The sequence below is a fragment of the Neorhizobium sp. USDA 3394 genome, from assembly GCF_056280385.1.
The window spans coordinates 1,344,775-1,356,381 of sequence record NZ_JBWCDU010000001.1 but is presented as its reverse complement, the minus strand read 5'-3'; the positions used below and the strand labels follow the sequence as shown (position 1 = coordinate 1,356,381).

Below are 11,607 nucleotides of genomic sequence, written 5' to 3'. Positions count from 1 at the left end.
TCCCATGCAACCCTTAGATCGCAGCCGTGACGATGAACTCGACCTTGTACTTCGGCGCAGCGAGCTTGGCTTCGCTGGTGGCGCGGGCCGGCGGGTTGGCCGGATCGATCCAGGCTTCCCATACGGCATTCATTTCACCGAAATAGGCGATGTCCGAGAGGTAGATGATCGTCTGCAGGATCTTCGACTTGTCGGAACCGACGGTTGCCAGCAGGCGGTCAACTTCGGCGAGCGCGTCCTTGCACTGGTCGGTGACACTCTCACCTTCGCCGACCTGACCGGCGAGATAGATGGTGTTGCCGTGGACGACGGCGGCGCTCATGCGGGCGGCCGGCTCGATACGCTGGATGCTCATGGAATTCTCCTCAAAAAAATTGAGCTTGGGAAAAGACCCCGCGCAAAAGGCACGAGGCCGTGGAAAATCTTCAGCCGCGCAGATGCTGGCTCTTTTCGTAGATCGCCGTCGAACGGGCGCCGGACCGGCAGAAGCCGAGCATCGGGCGCGGGAACTCGTCCAGCACATCGACCATCGCCTTGACGCCCTGTTCGTCGACGCCCATGCGGCCGACCGGGATGTGGCTGATGTCAAGGCCAAGTTCCTTGGCGCGGGCTTCGATCTCGGCGAAATGCGGCTGGCCCGGCTCCTCGTCGTCAGGGCGATGGCAGACGACCGACTTGAAGCCCATGGCCTTGATCTGATCGAGATCCTCGACGGTGATCTGGCCGGTGACGGAATACTCGTCGTTGATCTGGCGGATATCCATGGCTTGAGCCCTCCGTTCTGATTGAGGCGCCAGCATTACGACGGTGCCGCCCGGGCGTCAATCGGGCGACGGCCGCCGGACGGCAGGTCTCAGACGAAGCAGAAGCGCAGTCCGTATTCGACGCTTTCGCCGGGTTTGACGAGGCCGAGTTCTCCGTTTGTCGCCAGTTCCTGGCGGCTTGCCAGGCGATGCGAAACCGGCTCTATCCCCAGCACATGCGCCGGCGCCTTCTGGTTCCGCCAGACCTGCAGATGGGGAAGCGTATCTGTCCTGAATTTCACCTTCAGCGTCAGTCCGCCGATCGCCGCGATAGGACCGAGCGCGATTTCGGCCCACTGCTCGCCCTCGACGGCCGCCGGGACGCAGAATATACCGCCGGTCTCGCCGCCAAAGGTCCAGGGGAAGCCACCATTGTCGAGCATCGCGCCGCTCAGCCGGACCCCGTCATCGAACAGCCAGGCGCCGATATTCATATGGTACATGTGCACCCGCGCGAATGGCTTCGAACCGGTATTGGTGACCTTGTCCGACAGGCTTACCTCGCCCGTCGCCCCGTCGATCCGCCAGTGGCGTTCCAGCAGCGCCGTCTCGCCGGTCGCAAGGGTCAGCGGCACCCGCGCACGGCACTCCGCATCCGGCCCCTGCGCATCCCAGAACAGGATTTCGGCGGGGTGGGAGGAGAAGGATCCGTGCAGCGGGTATTTCCGCCCGTCAGAAGCGCCTTCGATCGCCGCGGGGTGGCGAATGTGGTCCGGCCCGCAGGTGAAGAGAAAGCCTTCGAGCGAGTGATCGATTCGCGGATCGCCATCGTCCGGAATGGCCCGGCCCGGAGCAAGGTCGACATCGCCGACAAAGCAGCCTCCGATATCGAGAACGGAGCTCTCGTCGAGGAAAATCCTCGGCCCGTTGGCGGCGGAAAAAGCCTTCATAATCATTCCCTTCACGGTTTCGTCAAAACTTCTAACCGATCGTGAAGTGAATTTAACGGTGTGTTCATGACGAATTCACTTTTTCCACACTACGGTCAAATTTAACTTGTCAGTGGCGACAGGCGAACGGGCGGGAACCAATGTCCGATTTCCCGATTACGTTTAAGTAGGAAACAAGGAAGTCGGTGACATCGTGAAGCGGCTATTTTTTGCATGCGCAAGTCTGGTTATCTTGACCGCGGCACAGGGAATTCCCTCCGCCGAGGCGCAGAACCGCTACGGCCGCTACCCTTCCGAAACAATGCTCGTCGCTCCCGACGGCTCGATCCTGGACTACGTGCCCGACCGCGGCGATGTCGTCATCAGCCGCGACAGCATGGGGCGCCGCGTGCTGATCGACCATTTCGGCAATGTCGTCGCGACCGAGATCCGCGGAGAAACCTATCGCCCCAGCCGGAACCAGGAATATCCGCCGGTGCCGGGCGGCTACCGGTCCCTGCGGGATACGGGCGGTTACCAGCAGGGTGCAGGCGGTTATCGCGACTACCGCGAATACCGGCAGGGCGAACCCGGGGCGATCACCGGCGGGATCCCCGGACAAGGCTCGGTAACCCGCATGCCGCTCGACGAGGGCTTCCCCGAAGCCGATTCGGGCTATCCGCAGGAGGCTTCGATCGAGCAGGACCAGCGGCCTGCGGAAACGCTTCTGCCGCAGAAGCCGATCATCACCGTCACCAAGAAACCGCAGGCGGAGATCGCGGCGCTTCAGGTCTTTCTCGATCGTGAAGGCATTTCCCCTGGCGTCATTGACGGCCATCTCGGCGACAACGTCAACAAGGCGATCGCCGCCTGGCAGGAAATGACCGGCGAGACGCTCGATCCGAACAATTCCGAGGACATCATGCAGAGGCTGACCTATTCGGGCGGCCTGCCGATCGTCGACTACACGATCACGCCGGCCGACGCCGCCGGTCCCTACGTCGCGTCGATCCCGGAAGACTATGCCCACAAGTCGCAGCTGCCGGCCATGTCCTATACATCCGTGACGGAGAAGCTAGCGGAGCAGTTCCACATGGACGAGAACTATCTGAAGGCGCTCAATCCGGGCGTCGATTTCACCATTCCCGGCTCGACCATCAAGGTCATCAATCCCGGTCAGCCGAAGGCCGGCCAGGTCACCCGCATTCTCGCCGACAAGGCGCGGAAACAGGTCTTCGCTTACGGCGCGGACGGACGCCTGATCGCCGCCTATCCGGCCACCATCGGCTCGACCGACACGCCTTCGCCGACCGGAACCCACACGGTCGAACGCATCGCGCTCGATCCCGGTTACACCTACAATCCGAAGATCAATTTCAAGCAGGGCAACAACGACCAGATCCTGCAGATCCCGCCAGGTCCGAACGGCCCGGTCGGTACGGTCTGGATTGCGCTCTCGAAGCCCACATACGGCATCCACGGCACGCCGGAACCCTCCAAGATCGGCAAGACCAACAGCCACGGCTGCGTCCGCCTGACCAACTGGGATGCGAGGGAACTCGCCAAGATGGTCAAGCCAGGCACAACGGTCGAATTCACCGAGTAAGATCCCGGACACCACATCAGCCGTCGGCACCCGCGGCCGACGGCTTTTTGTTTGCCTGAAAATCTGGCTTCGGGCAAAAGAGGCTCCGGTTTTCGAAAGACATATACATCGGCGGTGGATGGAATGGACTTCCCGACGAGACTGAAAGGCGCCCTGTCCCTCCTCTTCGGACGCGGGGATGACGCAGCCGTCTGCTCCTTTTGTGGTGAGAATCGCAGAACCGTCGAAATGATCATTGCCGGTCCGGCAGCCACTGCGATCTGCAATCGTTGCGTCTTCGTCTGCAACCAGGTCCTGCTTGAAAATTCAGGCCCGCCTGGTTTCCGTCGCCATGCCGAACAAGCGCATGAAAACACGATCGCAATCCCGCTCGCCCATGACGAAGTCCTCCTGGGCGCTCCCGAACGGGTCGCGCTCGAGCAAATGCTGCATGTCCTCGTCGAGTCGCTCCCACAAAGCAGATTGATCGGCTGGAGCTATATGCATTCGCAGGACCGCTTCGACCTGCTGACGGTGGAGATCCTGACGACATCGGGGATGCCGACTGGTGAAATCAGCAGCCTCGCCCAGCAGAACTGGCGCCGGATGCGCGACCGGTTCATCGCCGCGCGCAACATCCCGGCCAATCGGGAAGAGCCGGACCTTATCGCAACGGCAGCCGCGGCGACCCAGGCGGCCAGTTCATATGCAAAGGCGGTCGGCTCTTTCGAACCGACCGCCTCCTAACCAAGTCTTGGACCGAACAGAAGTCGGAGGATATCAGGCGGCGTAGCGGCCCAATCCGAAGAGGCGCGACGCGACAGACCGGGTGATCTTGACCGGCATGAGACGCATGACTTCCTGCGCGTAGGACCGGGCGTTTTCCTTCGCCTTGTCGATATTGCTGACCTTGGCCGGATCGAGCGTGTGGAGCGTTCCGCCAGTCTCGAAGAGTTCCTTGAAGGCGATTCGTTCGCCGATCGGCGTATCGAGGACATGCACGCCGCGGGCGGCCAGGAGACCCTTGATGGTCAGCAGCGCCTTGGTGGTGACCATGGACGTCACCCGCGTCAGCACCACCGAATGCGGGATCACCAGACCGGCCCTCTCCTTCATGTAGGAGAGAAGGTCGAGGATCTGCGCGGCACCCTTGGCGTCCATGGCCGAACCCTGGACCGGGATCATCACATGGTCGGAAAGGCCGATCGCAGTGGTGACCAGCGCATCACGGGCGCCGGCGAGATCGATGATGAAATAGTCGGTGCGCGATGCCATTTCCCGAAGATGACATTGCAGCGATGCCAGCGTGACTTCCGACACCACGTCTATGTTGCGCACGGCGCCGGAGGTCTCGAACCACTGGCTGATCCAGCGCTGCGGGTCGGCATCGATGACGGTGACGCGAAATCCCTGATGGGCAAGTTCGGTGGCGAGCAGGAGTGCCGCGGTCGTTTTTCCGGCTCCACCCTTGGCGTTGGCAAAGGAAATTACTGGCATTGTCGGTCCTCGAACTAGTCTTGAGCCACATCGCTCACGAGGACACCGGGAAGCATGGTGTCATGAGCGCCATCCTTTCCAAACATGGTTAACGAATTGCAAATTTGAGCACCACTAATATCACTCAGGAGATTTAGCTTTTGGCTCTAAAATGCGGAAAAGCCCGGAGGTTTCGGCCTCCGGGCCTTCGTTAACGCCGGTTTTGCAACCGTACGGAAGTCTTAAAAGCAGTCGAGGAAAAGCGCCTTTGTGTTCTCCATCGTCATGGTGACGGGGTTGCCGCCGCAGCTCGGGTCCTCCATCGCCATGGCCGTCAGCTCATCGATTCGGTCGGGCTTGATTCCCATCGCCGTCAGATTGTCCGGCACGCCGAGTTCGGAGCGCAGCGACAGGACGTAATCGTAGAACCCGTCGAACCCGCCGGCGATGCCGAGATAGGCCGCGGCGCGCGCGATCTTCTCCTCGATCGCAGGACGGTTGAAGCGCAGCACCGGCGGCATGACGACCGCGTTGGTCATGCCGTGATGGGTGTTGTAGACCGCCCCGATCGGATGCGACAGCGAATGGATGGCGCCGAGCCCCTTCTGGAAGGCGACGGCGCCCATGGCCGCAGCCGACATCATGTTGGTGCGGGCTTCGAGATCCGCCCCGTCCTTGTAGGCGCGCGGCAGGAATTCCTTGACGAGCCGCATGCCTTCGAGCGCGATCCCGCCGGACATCGGGTGGTAGAAGGGCGACGAATAGGCTTCCAGGCAGTGGGCAAAGGCATCCATGCCGGTGCCGACGGTGATCACCTTAGGCATGCCCATCGTCAGCTCCGGATCGCAGATGACGACGCCCGGCAGCAGTTTCGGATGGAAGATGATCTTCTTCACATGGGTGACGGAATTGGTGAGCACCCCTGCCCGGCCGACTTCCGAACCGGTGCCGGCCGTGGTCGGCACCGCGACGATCGGCGCGATCTTCGAGGCGTCGGCACGGGTCCACCAGTCGCCGATATCCTCGAAATCCCAGACCGGCCGCGCCTGACCGGCCATGAAGGCGATCAGCTTGCCAAGATCGAGGCCGGAACCGCCGCCGAAGGCGACGACGCCATCATGGCCGCCCTCTTTGTAGGCCTTCACGCCGGCTTCGAGATTGTTCTCGTTCGGGTTCGGATCGACGTCGGCAAAGATCGCCCGGCCGAGGCCTGCCTCTTCCAGCACGTCGAGCGCATGGCCGGTGATCGCCATCGAGGCCAGTCCCCGGTCGGTGACCAGAAGCGGCTTCTTGAGGCCGAGCGTCTTGCAGGCATCCGCCAGTTCCTTGATCCGTCCGCGGCCCAGCTTGACGGCGGTCGGATAGCTCCAGTTCGCGACGATATTCATTTCGTGACCTTCTTGAGGTGGTAGGATTTCGGGCGGGTCAGGTTGTGGAAGCCGAGGACGGAGAGCGAGCCGCCGCGCCCGGTTTCCTTGACGCCGGTCCAGACCAGCGCCGGGTCGAGATAATCGGCGCGGTTCATGAACACCGTACCGGTTTCGAGCTGGCTGCCGATCCGGTTGGCGCGTTCGACGTCCGGCGTCCAAAGCGATGCCGTCAACCCGTAGCGGCTGTCGTTCATGTAGCCGATCGCTTCGTCGTCAGTCTTCACCTTCATGATACCGACAGCCGGGCCAAAAGTCTCCTCGCGCATGATATCCATGGAATGGTCGACATCGACCAAAACCTGGGGCGCGAGATAGGCGCCGCCGTCGTCGGCCGGGAAAAGCTTCGGATCGACGAGTGCCCTGGCGCCGCTTGCGACCGCATCCGCGATCTGCTGGCGCACCACCTTGGCGAAGCGCTTGTTGGCCATCGGCCCGAGCGTGGTTTCCTTGTCGAGCGGATTGCCGAGCTTGTAGTTCGACACCCAGGCGACCGACTTCTCGACGAAGGCGTCGTAGAGCGACTCGTGCACGTAGATACGCTCGATGCCGCAGCAGCACTGGCCGGAATTATAGGTCGCGCCGTCCATCAGCGTATCGACGGCGGTGTCGAGATCGGCGTCATCCATGACGTAACCCGGATCTTTCCCGCCGAGCTCAAGGCCGATGCCGGTGAATGTGCCGGCAGCGGCGCGCTCGATCGACCGTCCGCCCTCGACGGAGCCCGTGAAATTGATGAAGTTGAACAGGCCTTCGGAAATCAGCTTGGCCGACGTCGCGTGGTCGAGGAAGACATTCTGGAAGACGTCCTCCGGAACGCCGGCCTCGACGAAGGCGCGCACCATGCGCTCGCCGACCAGCAGCGTCTGGGAGGCATGCTTGATGACGACCGCATTGCCGGCCATCAGCGCCGGCGCGACCGTGTTGATCGCCGTCATATAGGGATAGTTCCAGGGCGCGATGACGAACACGACGCCATGCGGCTCCCGTTCGATACGGCGCTCGAAGGAGGCGCTATCCTCGACACGCAAAGGCGCAAGCGCATCGGCCGCGATCGACGCCACATAGTTGGAGCGCTCGTTGAACCCCTTGAACTCGCCGCCGTAACGCACTGGCCGGCCCATCATCCAGGCAAGCTCCGGCACCACCTCGTCGACCATCTCGTTGAGGCGCGCCACGCCTTTCAGCACGAGCTGGACACGCTCCTCGAGCGGCCGCTTAGCCCATGCCTTCTGCGCATGCCGAGCGCGGCCAACGGCCTCCGCCGCGGCCTCCGGCGACATGGCCGGACGTTCGGCATAGACCGAGCCGTCGACCGGCGAGATACATTGGATCATCGTCATTGATATATACTCCAGAAATTCAACAGGCCCGAAGGTTTAACAGGCCCAAATGTTTAGCAGGCAAGGGTGCGAACATGGCCGGCATCGCCATAGGCAAGGATTGCGCGATCGCGCGTGATGATTGTCAGGTCGTTTTCGCGGGCGGTAGCAATCAGAATGCGGTCCGTGGGGTCGTTATGGATGGGTTGCGGGAGGAAGGAAGCCTCGATTAAAGCCGATTGGGATATATCCATAATATCAGCGCCAATCATCTTGCGCGCGTCGTTAAACCAGGCTGCTGCATTTTTAGCTGTCGGCAATCGACCTTCGCTGACCAACATTCCGATCTCCCATGCCGACATCGATGAAATAACCAAAGCTCCATTCCGTGCGCGATTCTCGCTGAGAACCGTATTGGCGTCTCGACCGAGCGGAGCACCGTTCGCAAGCCAAATGACGGCGCACGTGTCCAATAGGTATCGATCAATCATCCTCGTAGACTTTACCCCAATCGGGATCGACAGGCGCTGTCAGGTCAAGATCCGGAGGGATCGTCATCGTTCCCTTCATGCAACCGTAGGCGGGATGCAATTCTATCAGGGTGCCGTCATCCTTTTCCATCCAGCGCTTGCCATCCTTGTAGATGATGTCGGCTTCCGTAAACATCTTCACGGGACGTTCGGGCGGCGGCAGCCGGAGCTCATAGGCCGCCTGTTTGCTCTCCGACAAGCCTGCCATCTCACCACGCCGATGAGCTGCAACCTCATTGAGATCTAGCCCGAGAAAGGCCGAAATCCGGTCCTGCTCTTCCGCGCTCATCTTCCGCTCACCGTTCAGCATGCGCGAGACCGCGCTGGGATCGAGCTCCATGAAGCGCGCCATATCCCGCAACGAACTGCCTTTTTCAGCCAGCTTTTCATAAAACCAGGCGCTGTCGATCGCTCCCATGACCGTCTCCGGATTGCCGTCATCGCAACCATAGCACGATGCGATGAAGACAACAATCGCATCACTTTTGTTGCGATTATCTCAAGCTCTCTCGAACCCCCGTGCCACTTCCCAATCCGTCACGCGGCGGTCGTATTCCTCCTGCTCCCACTGGCCGGCGCGGACATAGTGGTCGATGACGTCGTCGCCGAAGGCGGAACGCAGAAGTTCCGATCCGTTCATTAGATCGACCGCATCGCGCAAGGTTTTCGGGATTTCGCGAATATCCTTGCCGCCGTAGGCATCGCCGACGAAGGCCGGTTCCAGCGCCATCTTCTTCTCGATGCCGTCGATTCCGGCAGCGATCAGCGCCGCCATGGCGAGATAGGGGTTGAGATCGGAACCGCCGACGCGGCATTCGATGCGGATCCCCTTGGTCGCCTCACCGCAGAGACGGTAGCCGGCGGTGCGGTTGTCCTTCGACCAGACGGCCTTGGTCGGCGCGAACGTGCCGGCCATGAAACGCTTGTAGGAATTGATGTAGGGCGCCAGGAAATAGGTAATCTCGCCAGCATGGCTGAGCAGCCCGGCGATATAATGTTTCATCAGTTCCGACATGCCGTGCTCGCCGTCCTTGTCGAAGAACAAAGACGTCTTGCCGTCGGCGCTCCACAGCGACTGGTGGATGTGGGACGAGCTGCCGGCAGCCGAATAGTTCCACTTGGCGAGGAAGGTGATCGCCTTCCCCTTGCCCCAGGCGATTTCCTTGCACGCGTTCTTGATGATCACGTGCCGGTCGGCCATGGTCAGCGCGTCGGCGTAGCGGACGTTGATTTCCTCCTGGCCGGCCGAAGCCTCGCCCTTGGAGTTCTCCACCGGAATGCCGGCGCCCTGCAGCCCGGTGCGGATCGCCCGCATCACCTCTTCTTCCTTGGTGGTCTGGAAGATGTGGTAGTCCTCGTTGTAGCCGCTCGCCAGCTTGAGATTGCGGTAGCCGCTCTCGCGGGCCTGCTCGTAGGTCTGGTCGAACAGGAAGAATTCGAGTTCTGTCGCCATGAAGGCGGACATCCCCATGTCGGCGAGCCGCTGGACCTGTCTCTTGAGGATGGCGCGCGGCGAATGCGGCACCTCTTCATGGGTGTGGTGGTCGAGCACGTCGCAAAGCACCAGCGCCGTGCCTTCGAGCCAGGGCAGCTTCCTGAGCGTCGCGAGATCCGGCTTCATCGTATAGTCGCCGTAGCCCTGTTCCCAGCTGGTCGCCTTGTAGCCGGAAATGGTCTCCATCTCGATATCGGTGGCAAGCAGATAGTTGCAGCTATGGGTCTCCTGATAGGCGCTCTCGACGAAATATTCCGCCTGGAACCGCTTGCCCATCAGGCGGCCCTGCATGTCCACCTGGGCGGCGATGATCGTATCGATGCGGCCATCGGCGACATCGCGTTTCAGATCGTCGAAGGAGTAAATCGGGGTCATGCCTCACATCCGTTTCAAAGGGGTGAACCGCCACAACCTTTGAAGGGTCGTGGCGGCGGGATCATAGGGGCGTCAGCCCGGTTGCGCTTATTTCTCTCCGACAGCCGCTTCCGCAGCAGCGATCTCGGCCTGCCGCTTGGCGATGGCCTCGCCGATCGGCGGTCCCATGAAGCGCCGGTTCTCGAAGGCGAACCATACGATTCCGGTGAGCACCAGGAAGCCGACGGTGATTTCGAGCGCCCAGTCGTTCGGCGGCTGGATGCCGATGAAGAAGATGACGATCATCGAGATGATCGCCAGGACGGCGATCAGCCTGTAGACCGGAATACCCATGTTCCAGGGTCCCATCTTCGGCCATTTCGCCGTGCCGATCGTGAAAAGACCGAGCGCGATGGGCAGGGCGAAGGACAGGAACAGGAAGATGACCGTGCAAGACACGACGATCGAATAGGCCGGCGTGCCGGCAATGGTGATCGCCGAGGTGAACCAGACGAACAGGACAGCGAGGATGGAGCCGGTCCAGATTGCCGCGACGGGCGAACGGTATTTCGGGCTGACCTTGGCGAGCACCGACGACGCAGGCAGGCCCTTGTCGCGCGAGAAGGCGAAGATCATCCGCGATAGCGAGGTGACGGTCGCCAGTCCGCAAAGCAGCTGAGAAATGAAGATCAGGAAATAGAGGATGCTCTTCACGGTAGGGTTCATCTGAGCGTCCATCGCCCAGAAGAACACGTTCCAGCCCTGCTTGGCCGCATCGTCCATGTTGGGGATCATCAGTACGAAGGAGCACAGCATGATGTAGCCGAACACGGCGGACCACACGACCGCCGAGACCATGCCGCGCGGCACGGATTCCGCCGCCTTGACGGTTTCCTCGGATGTGTGGGCCGAGGCGTCATAACCGGTGATCGTGTAGATCGGCAGCAGCAGGCCGAGAAGGAATGCCATCACGCCGGAAACGCTGTTCGGCCAGACGAGCGCCGCCCCCTCCGTGCCGGTATAGTTTGCGAAGGTGAAGAGCCGCGCGAAATCGAAGCCGGGGGCTGCGATAAGGCATGCGATCGTCAGCAAGATTGCGGTCGCGAAGATCAGATAGCCGGAAAAGTCGGTGAGTTTCGCGGTCAGACCTATGCCGAAATGATTGATGCCGGCCTGCAGCCCGGTGATGACGGCAACGAAAACCACGCGGTGTGTCAGCGTATCCTCGATGCCGAAAGTCGGCCCGAAGGCCCCGAAGAAGAAATAGAACGTCCCGACATTGATGGCGCCGAGCACGGTGACGAGGCCGAGCAGGTTGAGCCAGGCGGAAAGCCAGCCGGTAAAGCGGTTGCCGAGGATCGATCCCCAGTGATAGAGGCCGCCCGCGGTCGGATAGGCCGAGCCGATCTGCGCCAGCCCCAGCGCGAAGATGCCGGAAATCAGGCAGCCGAGCGGCCAGCCGATGCCGATCGCCGCGCCGCCGGCGCCGGCAGTCGCCTGGCCCAACGAATTGATGCCGCCGGAGAGAATGCAAATGATGGAAAATGAAATAGCAAAGTTCGAAAACGAGCTCATGCGGCGCTCAAGTTCCTGCGCATAGCCCATGGAATGCAGGATATGGGTATCCTGCTTTTTATCGCCTTCGGTATATTCGGACATGACTTCCCCCTGTTGGCAGAAAGACCGCGCCATCGCGGCCATCCGGTTTGTCCTTCCCGCGGCGATCGACCGCGGGCATGCGAGCTG

Annotated in this window: 12 protein-coding genes; 2 read left to right on the top strand and 10 right to left on the bottom strand. The window is 61.4% G+C overall.

Annotated features, from left to right (window positions below; all coding sequences use genetic code 11):
- Window positions 1–13: 13 nt before the first annotated feature.
- From ACZ9EJ_RS06385 to ACZ9EJ_RS06375, 3 genes are all read right to left on the bottom strand, one after another.
- Complete coding sequence (locus ACZ9EJ_RS06385; protein WP_046639180.1) at window positions 14–355, bottom strand: RidA family protein; 342 nt, start codon at window positions 353–355, stop codon at window positions 14–16.
- Window positions 356–425: 70 nt separating this feature from the next.
- Entirely contained in the window at window positions 426–764 is a 339-nt protein-coding gene (locus tag ACZ9EJ_RS06380; RefSeq protein WP_046625915.1) for a protein tyrosine phosphatase family protein, read from the bottom strand.
- 89 nt (window positions 765–853) lie between these two features.
- Window positions 854–1,693 (bottom strand): DUF4432 family protein, encoded by an 840-nt coding sequence (locus tag ACZ9EJ_RS06375; protein ID WP_046639179.1) that lies wholly within the window; start codon window positions 1,691–1,693, stop codon window positions 854–856.
- Window positions 1,694–1,886: 193 nt separating this feature from the next.
- On the opposite strand from ACZ9EJ_RS06375, the gene ACZ9EJ_RS06370 reads away from it, so the two are divergent.
- Both ACZ9EJ_RS06370 and ACZ9EJ_RS06365 read left to right on the top strand, forming a co-directional pair.
- Window positions 1,887–3,278, top strand: coding sequence for a L,D-transpeptidase (locus ACZ9EJ_RS06370; RefSeq protein ID WP_370688945.1), 1,392 nt, complete (start codon window positions 1,887–1,889; stop codon window positions 3,276–3,278).
- A gap of 123 nt (window positions 3,279–3,401) precedes the next feature.
- Complete coding sequence (locus tag ACZ9EJ_RS06365; protein ID WP_080955659.1) at window positions 3,402–4,004, top strand: ClpX C4-type zinc finger protein; 603 nt, start codon at window positions 3,402–3,404, stop codon at window positions 4,002–4,004.
- Window positions 4,005–4,037: 33 nt separating this feature from the next.
- Here the strand turns inward: ACZ9EJ_RS06365 and ACZ9EJ_RS06360 are convergent, their stop codons facing one another.
- The 7 genes from ACZ9EJ_RS06360 to ACZ9EJ_RS06330 form a co-directional block, all read right to left on the bottom strand.
- On the bottom strand, window positions 4,038–4,754 hold the full coding sequence (locus ACZ9EJ_RS06360; RefSeq protein ID WP_046625910.1) for a ParA family protein: 717 nt from the start codon (window positions 4,752–4,754) through the stop codon (window positions 4,038–4,040).
- Between the two features lie 221 nt (window positions 4,755–4,975).
- Window positions 4,976–6,121, bottom strand: a complete 1,146-nt coding sequence (locus ACZ9EJ_RS06355) for an iron-containing alcohol dehydrogenase (RefSeq protein ID WP_046639177.1) — start codon at window positions 6,119–6,121, stop codon at window positions 4,976–4,978.
- Entirely contained in the window at window positions 6,118–7,503 is a 1,386-nt protein-coding gene (locus tag ACZ9EJ_RS06350; RefSeq protein WP_046639176.1) for an aldehyde dehydrogenase family protein, read from the bottom strand. The genes ACZ9EJ_RS06355 and ACZ9EJ_RS06350 overlap by 4 nt, the downstream gene beginning before the upstream one ends.
- A gap of 53 nt (window positions 7,504–7,556) precedes the next feature.
- Window positions 7,557–7,973: a type II toxin-antitoxin system VapC family toxin gene (locus ACZ9EJ_RS06345; RefSeq protein ID WP_046639175.1), complete on the bottom strand. Its 417-nt coding sequence runs from the start codon at window positions 7,971–7,973 to the stop codon at window positions 7,557–7,559.
- Entirely contained in the window at window positions 7,966–8,430 is a 465-nt protein-coding gene (locus ACZ9EJ_RS06340; protein WP_046625894.1) for a helix-turn-helix domain-containing protein, read from the bottom strand. Before ACZ9EJ_RS06340 ends, ACZ9EJ_RS06345 begins: the two co-directional genes overlap by 8 nt.
- 81 nt (window positions 8,431–8,511) lie before the next feature.
- Window positions 8,512–9,882: a glutamine synthetase family protein gene (locus ACZ9EJ_RS06335; RefSeq protein ID WP_046639174.1), complete on the bottom strand. Its 1,371-nt coding sequence runs from the start codon at window positions 9,880–9,882 to the stop codon at window positions 8,512–8,514.
- 87 nt (window positions 9,883–9,969) lie between these two features.
- The gene (locus ACZ9EJ_RS06330; protein ID WP_046626727.1) at window positions 9,970–11,520 is read right to left on the bottom strand and encodes an amino acid permease; all 1,551 of its coding nucleotides are present in this window, start codon (window positions 11,518–11,520) and stop codon (window positions 9,970–9,972) included.
- Between the last annotated feature and the right edge of the window lie 87 nt (window positions 11,521–11,607).

Bases quoted from the DNA above. Each gene is read 5' to 3' on its own strand.
- ACZ9EJ_RS06355 (WP_046639177.1), bottom strand. From the start codon at position 6,121: ATGAATATCGTCGCGAACTGGAGCTATCCGACCGCCGTCAAGCTGGGC.
- ACZ9EJ_RS06380 (WP_046625915.1), bottom strand. From the start codon at position 764: ATGGATATCCGCCAGATCAACGACGAGTATTCCGTCACCGGCCAGATC.
- ACZ9EJ_RS06375 (WP_046639179.1), bottom strand. From the start codon at position 1,693: ATGAAGGCTTTTTCCGCCGCCAACGGGCCGAGGATTTTCCTCGACGAG.
- ACZ9EJ_RS06335 (WP_046639174.1), bottom strand. From the start codon at position 9,882: ATGACCCCGATTTACTCCTTCGACGATCTGAAACGCGATGTCGCCGAT.
- ACZ9EJ_RS06350 (WP_046639176.1), bottom strand. From the start codon at position 7,503: ATGACGATGATCCAATGTATCTCGCCGGTCGACGGCTCGGTCTATGCC.
- ACZ9EJ_RS06360 (WP_046625910.1), bottom strand. From the start codon at position 4,754: ATGCCAGTAATTTCCTTTGCCAACGCCAAGGGTGGAGCCGGAAAAACG.
- ACZ9EJ_RS06340 (WP_046625894.1), bottom strand. From the start codon at position 8,430: ATGGGAGCGATCGACAGCGCCTGGTTTTATGAAAAGCTGGCTGAAAAA.
- ACZ9EJ_RS06385 (WP_046639180.1), bottom strand. From the start codon at position 355: ATGAGCATCCAGCGTATCGAGCCGGCCGCCCGCATGAGCGCCGCCGTC.
- ACZ9EJ_RS06330 (WP_046626727.1), bottom strand. From the start codon at position 11,520: ATGTCCGAATATACCGAAGGCGATAAAAAGCAGGATACCCATATCCTG.
- ACZ9EJ_RS06365 (WP_080955659.1), top strand. From the start codon at position 3,402: ATGGACTTCCCGACGAGACTGAAAGGCGCCCTGTCCCTCCTCTTCGGA.
- ACZ9EJ_RS06345 (WP_046639175.1), bottom strand. From the start codon at position 7,973: ATGATTGATCGATACCTATTGGACACGTGCGCCGTCATTTGGCTTGCG.